The sequence below is a fragment of the Kitasatospora sp. NPDC048286 genome (assembly GCF_043201735.1).
Taxonomy (GTDB): Bacteria; Actinomycetota; Actinomycetes; order Streptomycetales; family Streptomycetaceae; genus Kitasatospora.
This window is the reverse complement of sequence record NZ_JBICZE010000020.1, coordinates 147,897-168,106: the sequence shown is the minus strand read 5'-3', so window position 1 is coordinate 168,106 and position 20,210 is coordinate 147,897. Positions and strand designations below refer to the sequence as shown.

General features: G+C 75.6%; 16 protein-coding genes. 11 read left to right on the top strand and 5 right to left on the bottom strand.

What is annotated here, in order from left to right; all coding sequences use genetic code 11:
• The first annotated feature begins 221 nt into the window (after positions 1-221).
• The 6 genes from ACGF13_RS35775 to ACGF13_RS35750 all read left to right on the top strand — a co-directional run bounded on the left by ACGF13_RS35775 (position 222) and on the right by ACGF13_RS35750 (position 6,059).
• On the top strand, positions 222-3,017 hold the full coding sequence (locus ACGF13_RS35775) for a BTAD domain-containing putative transcriptional regulator (protein ID WP_392883400.1): 2,796 nt from the start codon (positions 222-224) through the stop codon (positions 3,015-3,017).
• 90 nt (positions 3,018-3,107) lie between these two features.
• A complete protein-coding gene (locus tag ACGF13_RS35770) occupies positions 3,108-3,593 on the top strand; it encodes a hypothetical protein (RefSeq protein WP_392883398.1) in 486 nt (161 codons plus the stop codon).
• Positions 3,590-3,892 carry a hypothetical protein gene (locus ACGF13_RS35765; RefSeq protein WP_392883396.1) on the top strand — a complete coding sequence of 101 codons (303 nt, stop codon included), beginning with the start codon at positions 3,590-3,592 and terminating at the stop codon, positions 3,890-3,892. Before ACGF13_RS35770 ends, ACGF13_RS35765 begins: the two co-directional genes overlap by 4 nt.
• 161 nt (positions 3,893-4,053) lie before the next feature.
• On the top strand, positions 4,054-4,962 hold the full coding sequence (locus ACGF13_RS35760) for a SigB/SigF/SigG family RNA polymerase sigma factor (protein ID WP_392883395.1): 909 nt from the start codon (positions 4,054-4,056) through the stop codon (positions 4,960-4,962).
• Positions 4,963-5,041: 79 nt separating this feature from the next.
• Positions 5,042-5,437, top strand: a complete 396-nt coding sequence (locus ACGF13_RS35755) for an STAS domain-containing protein (RefSeq protein WP_392883393.1) — start codon at positions 5,042-5,044, stop codon at positions 5,435-5,437.
• Positions 5,438-5,579: 142 nt separating this feature from the next.
• A complete protein-coding gene (locus tag ACGF13_RS35750; RefSeq protein ID WP_392883391.1) occupies positions 5,580-6,059 on the top strand; it encodes an ATP-binding protein in 480 nt (159 codons plus the stop codon).
• 15 nt (positions 6,060-6,074) lie between these two features.
• Here the strand turns inward: ACGF13_RS35750 and ACGF13_RS35745 are convergent, their stop codons facing one another.
• A complete protein-coding gene (locus ACGF13_RS35745; RefSeq protein WP_392883390.1) occupies positions 6,075-7,136 on the bottom strand; it encodes a YihY/virulence factor BrkB family protein in 1,062 nt (353 codons plus the stop codon).
• Positions 7,137-7,478: 342 nt separating this feature from the next.
• On the opposite strand from ACGF13_RS35745, the gene ACGF13_RS35740 reads away from it, so the two are divergent.
• Both ACGF13_RS35740 and ACGF13_RS35735 read left to right on the top strand, forming a co-directional pair.
• A complete protein-coding gene (locus tag ACGF13_RS35740; RefSeq protein WP_392883389.1) occupies positions 7,479-10,610 on the top strand; it encodes a phosphocholine-specific phospholipase C in 3,132 nt (1,043 codons plus the stop codon).
• 109 nt (positions 10,611-10,719) lie between these two features.
• Positions 10,720-12,036, top strand: coding sequence for a M14 family zinc carboxypeptidase (locus tag ACGF13_RS35735; protein WP_392883388.1), 1,317 nt, complete (start codon positions 10,720-10,722; stop codon positions 12,034-12,036).
• Between the two features lie 178 nt (positions 12,037-12,214).
• On the opposite strand, the gene ACGF13_RS35730 is transcribed toward ACGF13_RS35735, so the two are convergent.
• The 3 genes from ACGF13_RS35730 to ACGF13_RS35720 form a co-directional block, all read right to left on the bottom strand.
• The gene (locus ACGF13_RS35730) at positions 12,215-12,637 is read right to left on the bottom strand and encodes a heme-binding protein (RefSeq protein ID WP_392883387.1); all 423 of its coding nucleotides are present in this window, start codon (positions 12,635-12,637) and stop codon (positions 12,215-12,217) included.
• 37 nt (positions 12,638-12,674) lie between these two features.
• On the bottom strand, positions 12,675-13,871 hold the full coding sequence (locus ACGF13_RS35725) for an MFS transporter (protein ID WP_392883385.1): 1,197 nt from the start codon (positions 13,869-13,871) through the stop codon (positions 12,675-12,677).
• A gap of 225 nt (positions 13,872-14,096) precedes the next feature.
• On the bottom strand, positions 14,097-14,564 hold the full coding sequence (locus ACGF13_RS35720) for a MarR family winged helix-turn-helix transcriptional regulator (RefSeq protein WP_392883384.1): 468 nt from the start codon (positions 14,562-14,564) through the stop codon (positions 14,097-14,099).
• Positions 14,565-14,866: 302 nt separating this feature from the next.
• On the opposite strand from ACGF13_RS35720, the gene ACGF13_RS35715 reads away from it, so the two are divergent.
• The 3 genes from ACGF13_RS35715 to ACGF13_RS35705 all read left to right on the top strand — a co-directional run bounded on the left by ACGF13_RS35715 (position 14,867) and on the right by ACGF13_RS35705 (position 17,241).
• Entirely contained in the window at positions 14,867-15,457 is a 591-nt protein-coding gene (locus ACGF13_RS35715; protein WP_392883383.1) for a lytic polysaccharide monooxygenase, read from the top strand.
• A 235-nt stretch (positions 15,458-15,692) separates the two neighbouring features.
• Positions 15,693-16,790, top strand: a complete 1,098-nt coding sequence (locus tag ACGF13_RS35710) for a chemotaxis protein (RefSeq protein ID WP_392883382.1) — start codon at positions 15,693-15,695, stop codon at positions 16,788-16,790.
• Between the two features lie 280 nt (positions 16,791-17,070).
• Positions 17,071-17,241: a hypothetical protein gene (locus ACGF13_RS35705; RefSeq protein WP_392883381.1), complete on the top strand. Its 171-nt coding sequence runs from the start codon at positions 17,071-17,073 to the stop codon at positions 17,239-17,241.
• A 68-nt stretch (positions 17,242-17,309) separates the two neighbouring features.
• Here the strand turns inward: ACGF13_RS35705 and ACGF13_RS35700 are convergent, their stop codons facing one another.
• Entirely contained in the window at positions 17,310-20,198 is a 2,889-nt protein-coding gene (locus ACGF13_RS35700) for an ATP-binding protein (protein WP_392883380.1), read from the bottom strand.
• Positions 20,199-20,210: the final 12 nt, after the last annotated feature.

Here is a 20,210-nt window from a genome sequence, read left to right as displayed (position 1 = left end):
CTAAACAACCCCCGGGGGCCCCCCACCGGTTTTCTCCCCCCCCCACCCCACCCGGCTCCCCCCCCGCCCCCCCCCCCGGGCCCCCCCCCCCCCCGGGGGGGCCCGGGCGGGGGGGGGCCCCGCCCCGGCCCCCCCCGCCCGTGGAGCAGGGGAGACAACGCTCCGCGATCGACAGATCGCCTGCCGTCATATGATTGTCATATACATCTAAGGAGTGGTGCGTGGAGTTCCGACTGCTGGGCTCGGTGGCCGTGGTGGCCGAGGACGGCCGGGAGCTTCCGGCCGGATCGGCCAAACGCCGCAGCCTGCTGGCCATGCTGCTGCTGAACCCCGGAGCACCGGTCACCGTCGAACGGCTCACCGAGGCCCTCTGGGCGGACGAGGCGCCGCCCCGGCACTCGCGCACCGTCATCCACAACCACGTCTCCGGGCTGCGTGCCCTGCTCACCGCCCACGACGCCCCCGCCGCCGGCATCGAACTCGTCACCGACAACGGCGCCTACCTGCTACGGACACCCGACCACGCGGTGGACACCGTACGGTTCGAACAGCTGGTGGCCCGCGCCCGCACCCTGGACGACGCCGCCCTCGCCGCCGCCGCCCTGCGCGAGGCACTCGCCCTGTGGCGGGGCCCCGCCCTCACCGGCACCACCCCCGGCCTGCCACTGCAGGCCGCCGCCCAGGCCCTGGAGGACCTGCGGCTGACCGCCGTCGAGGAACTCGCCCGCGCCCACGGCCGGCTCGGCGACCACGGCGCCGCCGCGCACCTGCTGCGCACCGAGGCCACCGCCAACCCGCTGCGCGAACCGCTGGTCGCCGAACTCATGCACGCGCTCGGCCGCGCGGGGCGCCGCTCGGAGGCCCAGGACTGGTTCCACCGCACCCGCCGCGCCCTGGCCGAGGAACTCGGCATGGACCCCGGGCCCGCACTCACCGACGCCTACGACCGGCTGCTGCGCACCGATGCCCCGCCGAGCCCGCCCGTACCGGCCCCCGCCGTCGGCGGCCCGGCCCCCGAAGCCGCCCCCGCCCCCGTCGCCGTCCAGGTCCCGGTCCCCGTCCTCATCCCCGTGCCCGAGCCCACGCCCGCCCCGGCGCCCTGGCCCTTCCCCCGCCGCCCGCGCGGCTTCGCCGGCCGGGAGGACGAACTGGCCGCCGTCGACCGGGCCACCGCCGCCCCCGGCGCCGTCGCCGTGCTCACCGGCGGCGCCGGCGTCGGCAAGACCGCCCTCGCCCTGTCCTGGGCGCACCACCGCCACCGGGACTTCCCCGACGGCCGGCTCTTCGTCGACCTGTGCGGCCACAGCACGCTGCCGGAACGCGACACCGCCGCCGTGCTGCGCGAACTGCTGCTCGTCCTCGGCCTGCCCGCCGAGCGGATGCCCGCCACCCCCGAGGCGATGGCCGCCCGCTACCGGGAGCTGACGGCCACCCGCCGGATGCTCATCGTCCTGGACAACGCCCGCCGCTCCGAGCAGGTCCGCCCGCTGCTGCCCGACGGCGACGACTGCGTCACCCTGGTCACCAGCCGCGACCGGCTCGGTGGCCTGGTCGCCTCCGACGCCGCCCGCCCGGTGCCGCTGGCCGAACTGTCCTCCCCGCAGGCCGTCTCCCTGCTCGCCGCCACCCTCGGCCCCGACCCGGTCGCCGCGGAACCCGAGGCCGCCGCCCGGCTGGCCGGCCTGTGCGACGGCCTGCCGCTGGCCCTGCGGCTGGCCGCCGCCCGCCTCGCCACCGGCCCGGCCCGCACACTCGCCGCCCTGGCCGACGAACTCGCCGACGAGCAGGACCGCCTGGACCTCCTGGACGTCGAGGACACCAGCGTCGCCGCCGCCCTCGCCCTGACCGTCCAGCACCTGGGCGACCCCGCCCGCCGGACGTTCCGCCGCCTGGGCGCCCACACCGGCACCACCCTCGACAGCCGCACGGCCGCCGCCCTGGCCGGCTGCCGCCCCGAGGAGGCCGCCGACGCCCTGGCCCAACTGGCCACCGCCCACCTGATCGTCCAGATCGGCCGGGACGCCTACACCCTGCACGACCTCGTCCGCCTCTACGCCCGCAGCCTGCCCGGCGACACCGACGCCCAGGTGCTGCCCCGCCTGCTCGACCACCTGCTCAACACCCTGCTCACCGCCTGCGCCGCCGCCGAACCCGGCAGCGAGCCGTGCTGCACCCTGCCGCCCGGCACCCGCCGCCCCGCCGAGGTCCGCCCCTTCCCCGACCGGGCGAGCGCGCTCGCCTGGTACGCCGCCGAACGCGACACCCTGCGCGGGGCGGTCGAGGCGGCGGTCGCCGCCGGACTGCACGACCGGGCCTGGCGCCTGGTGCTGCTCCAGTGGCCGCTGATCGTCTGGCAGGTCCGGGACGGCTGGGTGCCGTTGCTCGAACACGGCCTGGCCGCCGCCGAGGCCGACCGCGACCCCGGCGCCCAGTCCCGCGCCCGGGCCCTGCTGGGCTGGGTGCTGCTGGAGGAGGGCCGCCCCGGGGAGGCCCTCGTCCACCTGGAACGCGCCCCCGACCTCGCCGACCGGGCCGGCGACGGCACCGCCAGGGCCGTCGCCCTGGTCAACCTCGCCATCGCCCTCGCCCGCCACGGCGACCGGGCCGGCCGGGCCCGGGTGGGCGGCCTGCTGCTGAAGGCCCTGTCCCTGGCCGAACGGGCCGACCGCGCCGACCTGGTGGCCCTCGCCCGCCAGCACCTCGCCCACGAGTGCCTGGCCGGCGGGGCCGCCGAGGAGGCCGCCCACCACGCCGCCCGCGGCCTGGCCGTCGCCGAACCGCCCTTCCCGGTCACCCGCCGGGTGGTCCTGCAGACCCTCTACGGCCGCGCCCTGGCCGCCACCGGCCGCCCGGAACAGGCCGCCCTCCACCTCGGCGCCGCGCTGCGCGAGGCCCGCGCCCACCAGTACGGGGAGGGCGAGGCGCAGGCCGAGGCGGCCCTGCGCGCCCTGCCGACCGGCACCGCCGCCGCGGCCACCCCGGCCACGGTGGCCGCCGCCGTCGGCGCGCAGCACTGACGGGCCGACCCGCAGGGAAGGATGGACACATCGGGCCGAGCCCGGGCAGTGGGCGAAGCCGGCACACCACCCGCCCGAGGGGGCCGCGCGATGACCAAGCCGCAGGAGCCGAACGGCCGGTCCGAAACGCTGGAACTGTACCTGCTCGCCGTGGAGATGGCCGACCGGATCTCCGCCCGCCGGGGCAGCGCCAACACCTTCTTCCTGTCCGTGCAGACCGCGCTGGTCACCCTGATCGGCTTCGGCATACCGAAGCTGTCGGAGTCCCCGTGGTGGGTGGCGACGGCCGTCGCACTGGCCGGCATCACCCTCTCCGGCGCCTGGTGGATGCAGCTGCGCAGCTACCGGGACCTCAACGGTGCCAAGTTCCGGGTCATCAACAGCCTGGAGGAGAAGCTGCCCGCGCGGATCTACACCGAGGAGTGGGACGTCCTTCGGAACAGCGCCGCGACCGGCCGCCGCCACCGGCACTACACCGAACTCGGCACCACCGAACGGCTCGTGCCCGTGATATTCGCCCTGGCCCACCTGATCCTGCTCACCGGCACGCTCGCCACCGGCACACTGGCCGTATGAGCCACCTCGACCCCATCGCCGACCTGATCCGCTCCTGCCTGCCCACCGAGGCCAGACCTCCCGCGGGCTCCGACGACCTCTTCCGCATCTACGCCGTGCTGCTCCAGGCCAAGGGCGAGCAGGTCACCGACGAGGACGTCCACAACGCCTGGACGGCCTGGACCCAGACCACCGACGACACCCACCGGGCCCTGGTGCCCTTCGACGACCTCGACGCCCCCACCCGCGCCCTCGACGCCCCGTACACCCTCGCCATCCGCACCGCCGCCCGCCGGCTCCACCACCCCACCGCCCCTTAGGAGTCGGGGCCTCTTCGTGGCGGTGTCTCCCCCTCGACCCGGCCGCGGCCCGGATACGCCCGGCCCGGGATTCACCAAACCTCCACGCGCCGCCACTGCATCGATCGGCCGAGGCGGGGTATCCGGGGCGTTCGACCGTGCCGACACGAGGAAGGACTCCGATGGTCACGACCACTGGTGAACTGACCGCCTCCGCCGCTTCGCCGACGAAGGACCCCTCCCGCACGGCCGCCCCCGCCGCGCCCGCGCCGGCGCTGCGCGACCTGCTGCCACCCGAGCTCGCCGCCGCCGAGGACCCGCGGGAGGTCCCGCCGGCCGACGCCCGCGAACTCACCCGGGTGCTGCTGCGCCGCCTCGCCGTCCTGGAGGAGGGCACCCGGGAGTACTCGTACGTGCGGTCCACCCTGGTGGAGATGAACCTGTCCCTGGTCCGGTTCGCGGTCCGCCGCTTCAACGCGCACCGCGAGCCGCAGGAGGACCTGCTGCAGGTCGGCGCCGTCGGCCTGATCAAGGCCATCGACCGCTTCGACGCCGAACTCGGCGTCGAGTTCACCACCTTCGCCCTGCCCACCGTGCTCGGCGAGATCCGCCGGCACTTCCGCGACACCACCTGGGCCGTCCACGTGCCCCGCCGCCTCCAGGAGCTGCGGATCGTCCTGGCCAAGGCCCATGAGCACCTGGCGCAGGAGCTGGACCGGGCCCCCACGGTGGCCGAACTCGCCGCCCACCTCCAACTCGCCGAGGACGAGGTGATCGAGGGCCTCACCGCCGCGAACGGGCACACCGCCGGCTCCCTGGACACCGGCACCGAGGACGACGACCGCCCCGGCAGCCTGGCCGAGCGCATCGGCGAGGAGGACCCGGACCTCTCCCGGGTCGAGGACCTCGTCGCGCTCAAGCCGCTGGTCGGCGCCCTGTCGGAACGCGAGCGGCTGATCCTGTCGATGCGCTTCTGCGAGGACCTGACCCAGTCGCAGATCGGCGCCCGCCTGGGGCTGTCCCAGATGCACGTCTCCCGCCTCCTCGCCCGCACCCTGCGGCGCCTGCGCGAAGGGCTGGAGGAGGACTGAGCCGGCGCACCGACCCCCCGCTTGGCCGCGGGACGCCGCCTACGTAAGGTCGGAGGGCACGGACATGGAGGGGACGACGATGATGCCATCCGACGACGACCGGCGGGACCACGCGCCGGCGGCCTCCCCGTACCGTGCCGAACTGGCGGTACGCACCCGCCCCGTGGCCTCCGGCGCGGTGGTCTGCGTCCTGGCCGGCGACCTCGACATCGAGACGCTCGCCCCCGCCGCCGACACCCTCACCGCCCTGGTCGCGCAGCGGCCCGGCGCCGTGGTGATCGATCTCGCCGAGGTCGGCTTCTGCGACTCCTCCGGCCTGAACCTCCTGCTCAAGACCCGCCTCGCGGCGGGGGAGGAGGGCGTGGACCTGCACCTGGCCGCGGTGCCGCCCACCGTCATGCGGGTCCTCGAACTGACCGGCACCCGCGCGGTGTTCTCCATCCACGCCTCGGCCGAGGAGGCCCTGGCGGCCTGAGCCGGTCCACGTTTCGCGGGACGCGGCGTCCCGGCGTGCCGCGCCGCGGTGGCCGCGCGCCCGGCGCCGGCGCAGGCATAATCCCGAAAGCGCCGGGAAACCGACCATGCGAACCGCCGTCGATCCGAAAGGGCGCCCTCACATGACGATGAGCCGGGGAACCCTGGACGGCGAAGCGCACCGGTCCGGCCCGGCGCTGCCGCCCGGCGGCCAGCGCAGACGGCTGCCCCTGGCCGGGCTCCCCAAGCCCGTCGCCCGGGCCCGCGCCTTCACCGCCGAGGCCGTCGGCGACTGGTACGCCCCCACCGGTGCGCCCGGCGCCCACGAGGGCGTCGGCGCGGACGTCGTGCTGCTGGTCGCCGAGCTGGTGGCCAACGCCATGCTGCACGGTGGCGGCCCGCTGGAGCTGGTCCTGGACGCCACCGGGCAGCGCCTGCGGGTGGAGGTCAGCGACCGCAGCCCGGCCATGCCCGCGCTGCGCCTGCCGCACGAGCCGGCCCTGCCCGGCGGCCACGGCCTGTTCATCGTGGAACGCACCGCCGACCGCTGGGGCGCCGAGCCGCACGGCCAGGGCAAGGCGATCTGGGCCGAGTTCGACGCCCACCGGCTGGCCCGCGGCTGAAACCGCGCTCGCCCCTCAGGCGGGCCGGCCGCCGCCGTCCTTCCCGCCGTCCCCGCCCTTCCCGTCCTCCCCGCCGTCCCCCTCCGGCTCCTCGCGCTCCTCCGGCTCCTCGGGCGGTGACGGCTCGTCGTGGAAGAACACGTCGACCCGCTGCTCGGGCCGGCGCTCCTCCTGCCGGGCGACCGAGGACAGCACCGCCACGTCGGCCTCCGTCAGCGGCGGCTGCAGCAGGCTGCGCGGCCACAGCCGCCGCACCAGCACCACGTTGACCTCGGCCGCGTACACGGTGACCTGCGCGGCCAGGTAGAGCCAGAACAGCAGCCCGATCACCGTCGCGAAGAACCCGTAGACCTGGCTCGCGTGCCGCAGCTCGTGGGCGACCAGCAGCGAGCCGGTCGCCTGCAGGACGGTGAACAGCGGTCCGGCGAGCGCGCAGCCCGGCCACAGCGACCGCAGCGGCACCTCGTGCGGGGTGAGCACCCGGAAGCAGGCCAGGCACAGCGCGGCGTTCACCAGCGCCGAGACGACCAGCCCCCCGACCCGGGCGGCCGGCCCGGCCAGCGTGCCGCCGACCAGCGAGGCGGCGGCCGTGCCCAGCACCAGCCCGCTGCCCAGGACCGCGAACAGCAGCACGCTGCGCGCCAGCCGCGGCCAGTAGCCGGGCCGCTTCACCCCCGGCACGTTCCAGACCTCGGCCATGGCGTGCTGCAGCACCTGCGCGATGCCCAGCGCGCCGTACAGCAGCCCGAGCACGCCGATCAGCACCGCCAGGCCGCTGCCCTGCAGCGAGTGGACGTTGCGGCGCAGCTGGTCGCCGATGATCGGGAAGTCGGCGAGCGCGGAGTCCAGCACCGCGCGCTGCGCCCCGGGGTGGCCGTGCAGGACGAAGCCGAGGGCGGTGCTGAGCAGGAGCAGCAGCGGGATCAGGGCGACGAAGCCGTAGTAGGTGATCAGGGCGGACAGCAGCCCGCCCCGGTCGTCCCCGTACTTGCGCACGACGCCGATCACCAGGCCGGGGGCCCGGTGGCGCTGCTGGAAGCGGTCCACGGCCCGCAGGCCCCGCTCGATGGGGTTCACGCCGCGCGTCTGCCCGTGTCCGCGCGGCCCGACACCCCGGCTGCGGCACACGGGTGACGGGGGAGTGCGCGGGGCGCCGGGACGGGCCGTGCCGGGCCGCCCGGTGGGGCTCCTGACGGCCGGTCCGGGCTGGTTGACGGATCAACTGATTGATCAACTGTCGTCAAGTTGTCTGTACAGCTCGGAGTCGATTGCCGGTCATCGACCCGTCATCGGACACCACGGCTGCGTCCACCTCGGTCTCGTACACATAACGGGTCCGGTCCGAACCGCGCGGCCGGCCCCCGTACCGGAGCCCCCGTTCCGAAGACCCGCGGTCCGTCAGCAAGGAGCCCCACCCCCATGAGTCCGAAGCCCGAACTGTCGCGCCGCAGCATCCTCGGCGGCGCGGCGGCGGCCGCGGTGCTGTCCGCCCTCCCGATCAGCGTCCAGCAGGCGCTCGCCGCACCGGCCCGGCCCGGACGGCTGGCGGACATCCAGCACGTCGTGGTGTTCATGCAGGAGAACCGCGCCTTCGACCACTACTTCGGCACCCTCGCGGGCGTCCGCGGCTTCGGCGACCGCACCGCCGTGCGCGGCGTCGACGGCCGCTCGGTGTTCCACCAGCCCGACCCCGGCCGCAAGGAGGGCTACCTGCTGCCCTTCGCGATGAACGCCGCCCACACCAACGCCTACCAGCAGGGCGCCCCGTCCTTCGGCTACGGCGACTCCATGAACGCCTGGAACGACGGCCGCGCCGACGGCTCCGTCACCCGCCGCTCCTCCGGCTGGCTCGGCCAGGGCTACTACGAGTCCGCCGACATGCCCTTCTACCACGCCCTCGCCTCGGTGTTCACGGTCTGCGACGCCTACTACGCCTCCGTGCAGTGCAACACCAACACCAACCGCGACCACCTGATGACCGGCACCAGCGGCGGCACCGTCCGCGACACCCCGGTGACCGACAACACCGAGATTCCCGGCGGGTACGAGTGGACCACCTACGCCGAGCGCCTGGAACAGGCCGGCGTCAGCTGGAAGACCTACCAGGCCATCGACAACTTCGACGACAACGCCCTCGCCTGGTTCGCCCCCTTCGTCAAGGCCAAGCCCGGTGAGCCGCTCTACGAGCGCGGCATGCGCGCCGTCGGCGACCCCGCCAAGAAGAACGACCCGTTCGCCATGGGCGACGCCCTCGTCGAGGCCTTCACCGCCGACGTCCAGGCCGACCGCCTCCCGCAGGTCTCCTGGATCGTCGCCCCCGCCGCCCTGTCCGAGCACGCCAACTACGCCCCGCCGAACGGCGAGCACCTCACCTCCCGGCTCCTGTCCGCGCTCGCCGCCAAGCCCGAGGTGTTCCAGAAGACCGTCTTCATCCTCAACTACGACGAGCACGGCGGCTTCTTCGACCACCAGCTGCCGCCCGTCCCGCCGCTGGCCGACGGCCGCGGCAAGTCCAACGTCCCCGTCGACGGCGAGGTCGTCGTCCGCGTCTCCAAGGGCTCCTCCACCTACCACCGGGTCGTCGGCCAGGACGGCAGGTACCGGGTCAAGGCCGCCGACGGCACCCTCACCTGGTCCGACACCCTCCCCGCCGGCGAGACCCTCGTCTCCGGCCCCTACCCGATGGGCCTGGGCGTGCGCGTGCCCATGGTCGTCGTCTCACCCTGGACCCGCGGCGGCGTCGTCGACTCCACCGTCTACGACCACACCTCCGTGCTGCGCTTCCTCGAACAGCGCTTCGGCGTCCAGGAACCCAACATCAGCGCCTGGCGGCGCGCCGTCTGCGGCGACCTCACCGACATCTTCGACTTCTCCGGCCGCAACCCCGCCTGGCCGCAACTGCCCGACACCAGCGGCAACCGCCAGAAGGTCACCGACACCGGCAAACTCCCCGCCCCCACCGTGCCCAGCCCGCAGACCTTCCCCCGCCAGGAACGCGGCACCCGCTCCTCCCGCCCCGCCCCCTACAACCTGCTCGTCAAGCCCCGCCTCAAGGGTGACGAACTGACCCTCGACTTCGTCAACCAGGGCCGCCAGGGCGCCGTCTTCGCCGTCTACCCCGCCCCCGGCGAAGCCCCCAAGCACTACACCGTCGCCGCCAGGAGCCGGCTGTCCGACGTCTGGAAGGTCGGCCCCGCCGGCTACGACCTGCGCGTCCACGGCCCCAACGGCGCCCTGTGGCACCTGCGCGGCGACACCGCCTCCGCCTACGAGATCTCCCTGTCCGAGGAGAGCGACGGCAAGGTGCTCGAAGTCGACGTCATCAACCGCTCGCGCACCGCCCAGACCTTCCTCGTCGGCGACCTCGCCTACGGCGACGGCCTGCGCGAGGTCCGCGTCGCGGCCGGCGACGACCGCACCGTCAACCTCAAGGTCGGCCCCGAAGGCTGGTACGACGTCGCCGTCGGCGTCCAGGGCGACCTCGGCTTCCGCCGCCGCATCGCCGGCCGCTTCCCCTGGGACGACCGCACCGTCACCGACCCCGCCCTCGGCCTGACCGACCCGCTCACCGTCGACCTCGCCCTCGGCGCCGCCTCCACCACCATCGACGAACCCGTCCTGCTGCCCGGACGCCCCGCCACGATCACCGCCACCCTCACCGCCACCCTCACCGCCACCACCGCCCTCACCCGCCTGGAAGCCCAGCCGCTGCTCCCGCCCGGCTGGAGCGCCACCCCCGTCACCGCCGCACCCGACAAGCTCGCCGCCGGCGCCACCGCCACCGCCGTCTGGCAGGTCACCCCGCCCGCCCAGCTGCCCGCCACCGCCACCCACCGCCTGCTGGTCACCGCCCGCGCCCAGGCCGACGGCCGCCACGCCGTCGCCGACGGCGAACTCGCCGCCCGCCCCGCCCCGGTGATGACCGGCCACCTCCTCGACGAGGACTTCGAATCCCTCGCCGACACCCTCAAGCCCGAATCCGGCCTGCTCGGCTGGACCGCCCAGGCCCCCAAGGGCTGGACGGTCGTCAACGCCCCCGCCATGCCCCAGGGCACCGCCCGCCTCCAGGGCTGGACCTTCCACACCAAGCGCGAATGGGCCGCCCTCGGCGCCCAGGACCGCGGCAACTTCACCCGCGCCCTCGGCGTCGTCGCCGTCGCCGACCCCGACGACTGGGACGACACCGGCTCCCCCTCCCGCAAGGGCGTCTTCGACTCCACCCTCGCCTCGCCCGCCGTCACCATCCCGGCCGGCACCGACACCCTCCACCTCGCCTTCGACTCCCACTACCGCCAGGAAGCCCCGCAGAAGGCCTCCGTCACCGCCGTCTTCGACAACGGCACCGAGACCCGCCTGCTCGCCTACAGCTCCGATGCCACCGGCAACGACAACGCCGGCAAGGACGCCCAGAACACCCGCATCACCCGCAGCTTCGCCGTCCCCGCCGGAGCCCGCACCGTCACCCTCAAGTTCCGCATGTACGACGCCGGCAACAACTGGTACTGGGCCGTCGACCACATCCGCCTCGACACCCGCCCCATCACCGGCTGACACCCCCAGCCCCGTCCGGGCCCGTCCGAGCCTCCGCGCCCGGGCGGGCCCGGCCCCCTCCCGCAGCAGGTACAACTACTGCCACGACCACCAGGGGAGGACACCGAAGATGACCGACACGACGACACCCGCCGGCCGGACCACCCGACTCCACGACCACTACCCCAGCCTCGACGAACTCACCGCCACCGCCCACCGGTTGGCCGCCCAGCAGCCCGACCTGTGCCGGGTGCGCACCGTCGGCACCTCCCGCGCCGGACGCCCCCTCACCCTCCTCACCGTCGGCCGCGACGCCCCCCACAACCTCCTCGTCGTCGCCGGCGCCCACGCCGACGAGTTCGCCTCCCGCGCCGCCGTCACCGACCTCGCCCACCACGCCCTCACCACCCGACGCCCCGACCTCGCCTGGCACTTCCTGCTCTGCCTCGACCCCGACGGCGCCCACCTCGCCGACGGCAGCCGCACCGCCCGCACCCTGCCCGCCTACTTCGCCCACTACTACCGCCCCGCCGCCGAGGACCAGCCCGAATGGGCCCCCGCCATCGGCGCCGACCTCCCCGAGAGCCGCGCCCTCCTCGACCTCATCGACGAACTGCGCCCCACCCTCCAGTTCTCCCTCCACAGCACCGACGTCGGCGGCACCTTCCTCCAGGCCACCATCGACCCCGCCCCCCTCGCCCACCCCTTCGCCCGCTCCGCCGCCCACCACGGCATCCCCGTCGAGACCGGCAACTTCGACACCTTCCACCTGCACGAATCAGGCCCCGGCGTCTACCTGATGACCCCCCACCACATCGACCACCAGGAGACCGCCACCGGCATGCTCACCCCCCACCAGGACACCGGCGGCGGCCAGGCCGGCACCTGGTTCGCCCCCCAGCGCCACGGCGGCCAGACCGTCCTCGTCGAAGTCCCCGCCTTCACCAGCGCCCACCTCGGCGACACCCGCCCCGCCGACGCCGCCCGCCGGCACCTGCGCACCCACGCCGACCGCCTGCGCCACCGCGGCACACTCCTCACCGCACTCCTCGACGCCGCCACGCCGTACCTGCGACACCCCGACACCCCGCTGCTGCGCGCCGCCCGCACCCCGCTCACCGCCCTGCACCAACTCGCCGACCAATGGGACCCCGACGTCCACGGACACGACCTGATGCGCACCCCGCTCACCCGCGCCCGCCTCGCCGGCATCGACCTCTGGGCCCACCGCATCCCCGTGCGCGCCGCCGCCCTGCTGCGCCGCGCCGTCCGGCCGGCCGGCGCCCCCGCCGCCCGCGAGGCCGCCCGCCTCGACCACCTCCTACGGGACTGGTGCGCCCAGTACCAGCAGCGCTTCCAGCCCGTCTGGCTGCCCGTCGCCCGCCAGGCCGCCCACCAGGCCGACACCGTCCGCGCCGCCGTCGCCCTGCGCCACCCGGAGTACTAGGAGCTGCCGGGGCAGGGCCCGGCCCCGGGCTGGCTCTTGGCCCGGTGGCGCCACGGCTGCGGTGGTCCCTCGGTCCGGTGGTCCGGTGGTCCGGTGGTCCCGGGGCCCGGCGGCCCACGGCCCCAAGACACCGGCGGCCCCGGCCGGTAGGCCGGGGCCGCCAGGACCGGTCGGTGCGTCAGCCGAGCTGCCGCAGGGCGGTGGTGGCGAAGGCGTGGTCCTGCTCGGGGGCGCCGCCGCCGACGCCGAGGGCGCCGACCAGCCGGCCGTCGCGGTGGACGGGGATGCCGCCGGCGATGAACAGCAGCGGGCGGTCCAGCGCGGTGGGCAGGGAGTGGAACGGCCCGTCGGGCTTGACCAGGTCGACCAGGTCGGCGGTGGGGGCGTTGAGCTGGAGGGCGGTGTACGCCTTGCGGGTGCTGGTCTCGCCGGAGATCAGCACGGCGCGGTCGTCGCGGCGGAAGGCGAGCAGGTGGCCGCCCGCGTCCAGGACGGTGACGCTGACCGGCACGCCCGCGGCCTCGGCGGCGGTGCGGGCGGCGGCGAGGAGGGTCTCGGCGTCGGCGGTGGTCAGCGGGGCGACGGCGGTGGCGGTGCTCATGGTGGTTCTCCGGTAGGGGGGTCAGTGATGGGTGGGGTCAGTGGTGGGCGGGGACGGGTGCGGGCGCGGCGGCCGTGGCCGGCCGGCCGGAGGTGCGGCGCTCCAGGGCGGCGGACCACAGGGCCAGCAGCAGGGCGGCCGCGGCGAGGGCGGCGCCGACCCAGTTCGGTGCGGTGTAGCCGAGGCCGGCGGAGATGACGGCCCCGCCGAGCCAGGCGGCCAGCGCGTTGCCGAGGTTGAAGGCGCCGATGTTGACGGCGGAGGCCAGGGTGGGGGCGCCGTGGGCCTGGTCCAGGACCCGCTTCTGGAGCGGGGGGACGGTGGCGAAGCCGAGGGCGCCGACGAGCAGGACGGTGACGGCGGCGAGCGCCTTGCTGTGGGCGGTGAGGGTGAACAGCGCCAGCACCGCGGCGAGTCCGCCGAGGGTGGTGTAGAGCATCGGCATCAGCTTGCGGTCGGCGTAGCGCCCGCCCAGCAGGTTGCCGAGGAACATGCCGACGCCGAACAGCACCAGCAGCCAGGTGACGGAGCCGTCGGAGTAGCCGGCGACGTTGGTCATCATCGGGGCGATGTAGGTGATCGCGGCGAAGACCCCGCCGAAGCCGAGCACGGTCATCGCCATCGCGAGCAGCACCTGGGGGTTGCGGAAGGCGGTCAACTCCCGGCGCAGGTGGGCGCCTTCGGGGCGGGGCAGGGTGGGCACCAGCCGGGCGATGCCGAGCAGGCCGACCACGCCGAGCGCGGCGACGACGCCGAAGGTGGTGCGCCAGCCGACGGCCTGGCCGATGTAGGTGCCCAGCGGCACGCCGACGATGTTGGCGACGGTTAGCCCGGTGAACATGGTGGCGATGGCGCCGGCCTTCTTCTGCGGGGCGACGAGGTCGGCGGCGACGACGGAGCCGATGCCGAAGAAGGCGCCGTGGGCGAGCGAGGTCACGATGCGCCCGGCCAGCATCACGGGGAAGGACGGGGCGAACGCGGAGAGCAGGTTCCCGGCCGTGAACAGGCCCATCAGCAGCATGAGCATGGTCTTGCGGCCGATCCGGGTGCCGAGGGCGGTCATCAGCGGCGCGCCGAGGACCACGCCGAGGGCGTAGCCGGTGACCAGCAGGCCCGCGTCGGGGATGGAGACGCCGTAGTCGCCGGCGATCTCGGGCAGCAGGCCCATGATCACGAACTCCGTCGTCCCGATCCCGAACGCGCCGATGGCCAGGGCGATGAGAGCGAGAGGCATGGGCCCAACCCTTCTGTGGTTGCTTGAGCGAGCGCCTTGCATGCCTCGACAATAGTTGCAGGCGCGCGATAAGTGCAAGCGCGGACAGTGGGCACGCGCCATGGGGCCGAAGGGGGGGAGGGTCCGAAGGGGGTGGAAACGCGGCCGGGCCCGGCCCGTCCGGAGCCGCGGGTGTGCGGTTCGGGACGGGCCGGGCCCGGGGGGGCGGTGCTGTCGGCGGAGGCTCTAACGGGCCGGCGAGGCGGCGTCCACGGCCTCGACCGCCCTGACCAGCGAGGTCAGCTCGGGGTTGCGGGCGGCCTCGTCGAGCGCCTCGCGCAGGGCGGCGTCGTTGGTCGGGCGGGCCTGCTCCAGGAGCTTCAGCCCGTCCTCGCTCACGTTGGTGTAGATGCCGCGGCGGTCGGTCGGGCACAGGTAGCGCGCCAGCAGGCCGCGGTCCTCCAGTCGGGTGACGAGGCGGGTGGTGGCGCTCTGGCTGAGCACGACCGCGTCGGCGACCTGCTTCATCTGCAGGTGTCCGCCCTCGCCGTCGTGCTGGCGGCTGAGCACGTCGAGCAGCGAGTACTCGCGCACGCTCAGGTCGTGCCGGGCCTGCAGTGCGCGTTCGATGTGGGACTCGATCCGGCTGTGCAGGAGGGACAGGGCGTTCCAGCCGCTGGCAAGGGCGGTGAGCGCGGGGTCCGTGGCGGTCATGGGCCCGGCCTCCTTCCACGTGTGGCTCCGTCCAGGATAAGCCATGGAGCGAAATATCGGCTAGAGCGTGTAATGCGCTTGTGCAACTACTGCCGACCCCTGAGGCGCGACTCCTGAAAGTGGTTCAGACCACTGCTGCCACAAATGGTTCAGACCATTGACGCGAAGGGAAGGCGGCTCCTACGGTGTCGGGCAACCGGTCTGGCGCGGGCATGCCATGTTTCGGGCAGGCCGCCGTGCGCACCCCCACGCGCACGCCCCGCGCCGGGCGCACACTCCATCCACCCCCACGGAGGAGCACCATGCGCAAGCGCCACCTGATCGCCGCCGCCGCGGCCGCGATCGCCCTGCCGATCGCGGCGGCCCTGCCGGCCCAGTCGCACGGCTTCATCAACCTGCCGCCGAGCCGTTCCGCGCTCTGCGGCGCCAACGCGGTCCCGTGGGACTGCGGCGACATCCAGTGGGAGCCGCAGAGCGTCGAGGGCCCCAAGGGCTTCCCGAGCCGCGGCCCGGCGGACGGCACCATCTGCGCCGGCGGCGACGCCCGCTGGGCCCCGCTGGACAACCCCCGGGGCGGCGCCTGGCCGACCACCAAGGTGACGGCGGGCCAGCAGCTCACCTTCACCTGGGAGATCGAGGCCCGGCACTCCACCACGAACTTCAAGTACTACCTGACCAAGCCCGGCTACGACGCGAGCCAGCCGATCACCCGCTCCGCCCTGGACCTGACCCCGTTCCTGACCGTCCCCTACAACGGCCGCCAGCCCGCCGCCACCACCACCCACACCGCGACCCTGCCCACCGGCCGCACCGGCCACCAGGTGATCGTCGCCGTCTGGGAGATCGCCGACACCGCCAACGCCTTCTACTCCTGTACCGACGTCCAGTTCTGACGGCCCCGACCGTCGCATAACGTCGCGTCCCGCCGACGCCGCCGCCCGACCCCGGACGGCGCCGGCGGGACGCGGCCCGCAGTCGCAGACCCCGGGGTGCCCGGCCCCGGTCGTGCGCGCGCCGCAGAAGCCGTAAATGGGTACATTGACGACATTTGGCAGCAGTGCCCAGCGCCCAGTGCCCAGGCTTCGCGCGTCCACGAAAGAAGGCCGACCGCCTTCGGAAAGGGTCTCCATGCGCCCCGACCTCAGCCCCGCCGTCCTCGCCGAGCTGCGCCGGCCGCGGCCCTACCCGGCGGTGTCGATCCTGATGCCCACGCACCGCCGGGAGCCGGACAACGCCCAGGACCCGGTCCGGCTGCGCAACCTGCTGGCCGAGGCGAAGGAGCGCGTCCAGGCTGACCCGAAGGTCTCCCGCGCCGAGCGGATCGACGTGCTGGAGCAACTCGACCGGGCCCTCGCCGAGGTCGACCTGGTGCACGCCGAGGACGGCCTGGCGCTCTTCGCCGCGCCCGGCGAGCACCAGGTCTGGTCACTCGGTCGCACCGCCCCCGCCCGGGTGGTCCTCTCCGACACCTACCTCACCCGCAACCTGGTCGCCGCACACGCCGCCGAGCGCCCGTTCTGGGTGCTCGCGGTCGCCGCCGACAAGGTGGTGCTGTGGGGCGGCACCGAGGAGCGGGTCACCGAGGACAAGGGCAACGGCTTCCCGCTGGTGCGCGTCTTCGACAACCCCGACCCCGAGCGGCAGGAGCAGATCGGCGACACCCCCAGCACCTTCCGCGACGAGGCGACCAAGACCTTCCTGCGCCAGGCCGACACCGAGGTCGGCAAGCTGCTGGCCGCCGCCCCCCGCCCGCTGTACGTGGTCGGCGAGGCCGCCGCGCTCGCCCTGCTGGACGCCGTCGGCCCGATCGCCAAGGAGTCCACCGCGCAGCTCCCGCACGGCGGCCTGGCCCAGGCCGACGCCGAGACCGTCCGCAAGGTCGTCGAGCCCGCCGTGCGCGCCCAGGCCCGGCGGGAGGTCGACGAGAGCCTCGCCCAGCTCGACAAGGCCCGCGGCGCCCAGCAGTTCGCGGCCGGCCTGGACGAGGTCTGGCAGACCGTCGGCGAGGGCCGGATCGCCCGCCTGGTGGTCGAGGAGAACTTCCGCGCCACCGTGCGCGACGACGGCGAGCACCTCGTGCCCGCCGAGGCCGGCCAGGAAGGGGCCCGCGAGGACATCGTCGACGAGGTGATCGAGCGCACCCTGGACACCGGCGGCGAGATCGGCTTCGTCCCCGAGGGAACCCTCGCCGACTCCGGCCGGATCGCCGCCGTCCTGCGCTACTGACCCCGCCGGCCCCGCTGACCCGCCCTCAACCCGCCCGCGCCGCAGCCGCCCCCTCCCCGGTGGGCGGCTGCGGCGCGTCCACGGCACCGAGGCCCGCGCCCTGGACGCCTGACCCAGACCCCTTCGCGGCCCCGTACCGTCCTTGGGCGCTACGGGGCCGGGGAGCGGTACCCAGGATTCGCGGCCGGATTGGGTAGCGGTACGCATTGATCCCACCCCGGCCCGGCCGGTTTCCTGGAGCCCGCCCCAGCCGACGACCCTCACCCCCCAGGAGGTCGCCATGACCCGCCGCGAGCGCCTTCGCCTCTACGCCGACGAGCACTTCACCGCCCCCGACCCCGGGCTGGTCCTGCCCGCCCGCCGCAGCAGCGGCCTGCGCCGCCCGGGCCTGGCCCGACTGGCCCGGCTCTCCCGGCTGGTCGAACGCTCCGGGCACCACCAGCACGGCTGACCCGGACCGGGTCCCGCCCCCTTGAGGGAGCGGGGCGGGACCCCTTTTCCGGGTGGCGTCGGGTGGCGTCAGCCGGCGTCGTCCTCGGCCGCCAGCGCCTCACCCAGCCCCGCCCGCCCCACCCCGAGCTTGCGCAGCGCACCGGCCACATGGTGCTCGACCGTACGGGTCGACAGGAACAGCGCCCGCGCGATGTCCTGGTTCGCCGCCCCCTGCGCGGCCAGCGCCGCCACCTGCCGCTCACGCGGCGACAGCCGCTCGCCGTAGCCGCGCCGCCCCGGCGAGACCGCCCGGCCCAGGCCCAGCTCCCGCCGCAGCCGCTGGCAGCGGGCCGCGTCCGAGGCCGCCCCCAGCGCCAGGTACGCCCGCTCCGCCGCGGCGATCCGCTCCCCGGCCGCCGCCCGGTCCACCCCCGCCGCCACGGTCGCCGCCCGCTCCCCGGCCCGCGCCGCCTCGTACGGGCGCCCGATCTCCTGCCAGAGCCCGCCCGAGCGGACGAACTGCGCGCCCGCGCCCGCCGGATCCCCATCCGCCAGCAGCAGACCACGGGCGAAGGCCAGCGCCGCCAGCGCGGCCGGCGCGTCCCGCCCCTCCAGCTGCGCCCCCGCCTGCCCGGCCAACTCCTCGGCCCCCGCCCGGTCGCCGTCCGCCAGCAGCACCTCCACCGCCACCGGCAGCAACTCCGCCGCCCGCGGCCACGCCCCGGCCAGCCGCAGCGCCGCCAGCGCCGGCTCCAGCGTGGCCGCCGCCCGCGCCACGTCCCCTTCCGCCAGCTGCAGCGCCGCCAGCCCCGCCGCCGCCCGCAGCGCCCCCGTCACCTGCGACTCCCGCTCCCCGTACGGGCCCGCCTGCGCGAAGTGGGCGTGCGCCACCGCGAGCCGGCCGCGCGCCGCCGCCAGCCGGCCCAGCAGCAGCGCCTGCTCGACCCCGGCCATCGCGAGGTCGGGGAACTCCGTGCCCAGCGCGGCCAGCCGCTCCTCCAGCCCCTCCCACTGCCCGGCCAGGCCGTCCAGCCGCACCAGCGCGATCCGGCTGTAGCACTCCAGATAGGGGATCGCCGCCTGCCGGGCGAGGCGCCGGCTCTCCTCCAACAGCCGCGCCGCCCGCCGGTCGTGGCCCAGTTCGACGGCGATCTCACCCGCGTTGTACAGCGCGCGGGTGGTCTGCCGGACGATCTCCGGCCGCCGCGAACTGCGCGGCAGCTCCTCCAGCCGCTCCCACACCGACGGGTCGCCCTCGCGCGCCAGGAACGTCAGCCGGGTCGCCCGTACGGCCGCCGCGACCTCCTCGTCCGGGTGCGCGGCCAGCGTCCGCTCGGCCCGCTCCAGCCACTGCCAGGCGCGCTCCCCGGCGCCGTCGCGCTCGTTCATGGCCAGCGCCACCATCGCCCTGGCCGCCCGGCCCGGACGCTCCTCCAGCTCCTCCAGGGACTCCTCCATCCGGTCGAAACCGGCCCGGTCCCCGCCGTGCACGGCCATCAGGAAGCCCAGCGAGAGCCGGATCTCGCCCCGGTCCGGCACCGGCAGCCGAGGGTCGGCGATGATCGCCGTCAGCACCGCCGCACTGGCCACCGAGTCCACGCCGTCGGCGGCGATCCGCGCCAGCGCCAGCGCCGCCCGCCCGCGCCGGTGCGGATCGAGGTCGGGCTCGTCCAGCAGCCGGCGCAGCAGCGCCCCCGCGCTACCGCTGTCCCCGAGCGCGACCGCCTGACCGGCCGCCGCCTCGGCCACCTCCTGCCACGCCGCCCGGTCGCCGAGCGCCAGGGTGTGGTGGGCGATCTGCACCAGCGGCCTCGGCTCGCGCGCGCCCAGCGCCGCCACCGCCCGCCGGTGCAGCGCGGTGCGCCGCGGCCCGGGCAGCCGGCGGTACGCCACCTGCTGCGCCAGCACGTGCCGGAAGCCGTAGTGGGCCAGCGGCCGCTCGTGGAGCAGCGCCGCCCGCAGCGCCTCGGTCAGGCCGTCCGCCGCGGCCTGCGCCTCCAGGCCGGCCACCGCGGCCAGCAGGTCCTCCCCGGCCGGCACGCCGAGCACCGCGGCCGCGGAGGCGATCGCGGCGGCGTCCGGGGACAGCGCAGCGAGCCGCTCGGTGACGGCGTCGTGCAGGCCGCGCGGCACCTCGGACTGCTCCAGGTCGGCGGCCAGGTCCGCGGCGTTGGTCAGCGCCCCGGCGCCGCGCCGCTCGCCCAGCGTGATCAGGTCCTCCTCGGCGACCAGCGGCAGGCCCTCGCTGCGGTCGAACAGCACCCGGGCGAGCGCGGGCGTCGCGCGCGGGCCGAGCGCGGCCCGGGCCAGCTCGTCGACCTCGGCCTCGGCGAGCGGGGCCAGGCGCACCAGCGCGCCGCCCACCCCGGCGGGGCGCCGGTAGGCGGCGCCGAGCGCGGGGGTGTCCGGCGGCAGGTCCTCGGCCCGGTAGGTGAGGACCAGGGCCAGCCCCGCCGGCACGTCCCGCGCCAGCAGCAGGAGCAGCTCCCGGGTGGCGTCGTCCACCCAGTGCAGGTCCTCGACGACCAGCACCGTCTCGCCCAGCGCGCCCAGCAGCGCCCGTACCGCCTGCACGAGCAGCCGCAGCCCCGGCGTCCCGTCACCGGCGGCCGCGGGCAGCGGCGGCAGCCGGTCGGCGAGGTCGGGCAGCAGCGGGCGCAGTGCCCCGGCACTGGCCGCGATGCGGTCGGCGGGCGGCAGGAACGGGCCGACGCCGCGCAGCGCGTCCACCACCGGGCCGAAGGCCAGCGGCTCGCGCAGCGGGTGGCAGAAGCCGGTCAGTACCCGGCGGCCCGCCGCGGCGGCGTCGGCGGCGGCCTCGGCCACCAGCCGGGACTTGCCGAGACCGGCCTCGCCCTCGACCAGGACGACGGCGGGCGGGTGGAGCATCGCCTGGGTGAGGCGCTCCAGTTCGGGGCGGCGCCCGACGAACGCGAATCCGGCGCCGGGCGTTCCCGGCTCGACGGGCCGGCTCACGGCCGTCCGGTC

What these genes read in the sequence shown, in the direction of transcription:
- ACGF13_RS35770 (WP_392883398.1), top strand. Translation starts at nt 3,108, where the DNA reads ATGACCAAGCCGCAGGAGCCGAACGGCCGGTCCGAAACGCTGGAACTG.
- ACGF13_RS35765 (WP_392883396.1), top strand. Translation starts at nt 3,590, where the DNA reads ATGAGCCACCTCGACCCCATCGCCGACCTGATCCGCTCCTGCCTGCCC.
- ACGF13_RS35760 (WP_392883395.1), top strand. Translation starts at nt 4,054, where the DNA reads ATGGTCACGACCACTGGTGAACTGACCGCCTCCGCCGCTTCGCCGACG.
- ACGF13_RS35755 (WP_392883393.1), top strand. Translation starts at nt 5,042, where the DNA reads ATGATGCCATCCGACGACGACCGGCGGGACCACGCGCCGGCGGCCTCC.
- ACGF13_RS35750 (WP_392883391.1), top strand. Translation starts at nt 5,580, where the DNA reads ATGACGATGAGCCGGGGAACCCTGGACGGCGAAGCGCACCGGTCCGGC.
- ACGF13_RS35740 (WP_392883389.1), top strand. Translation starts at nt 7,479, where the DNA reads ATGAGTCCGAAGCCCGAACTGTCGCGCCGCAGCATCCTCGGCGGCGCG.
- ACGF13_RS35735 (WP_392883388.1), top strand. Translation starts at nt 10,720, where the DNA reads ATGACCGACACGACGACACCCGCCGGCCGGACCACCCGACTCCACGAC.
- ACGF13_RS35730 (WP_392883387.1), bottom strand. Translation starts at nt 12,637, where the DNA reads ATGAGCACCGCCACCGCCGTCGCCCCGCTGACCACCGCCGACGCCGAG.
- ACGF13_RS35725 (WP_392883385.1), bottom strand. Translation starts at nt 13,871, where the DNA reads ATGCCTCTCGCTCTCATCGCCCTGGCCATCGGCGCGTTCGGGATCGGG.
- ACGF13_RS35720 (WP_392883384.1), bottom strand. Translation starts at nt 14,564, where the DNA reads ATGACCGCCACGGACCCCGCGCTCACCGCCCTTGCCAGCGGCTGGAAC.
- ACGF13_RS35715 (WP_392883383.1), top strand. Translation starts at nt 14,867, where the DNA reads ATGCGCAAGCGCCACCTGATCGCCGCCGCCGCGGCCGCGATCGCCCTG.
- ACGF13_RS35710 (WP_392883382.1), top strand. Translation starts at nt 15,693, where the DNA reads ATGCGCCCCGACCTCAGCCCCGCCGTCCTCGCCGAGCTGCGCCGGCCG.
- ACGF13_RS35705 (WP_392883381.1), top strand. Translation starts at nt 17,071, where the DNA reads ATGACCCGCCGCGAGCGCCTTCGCCTCTACGCCGACGAGCACTTCACC.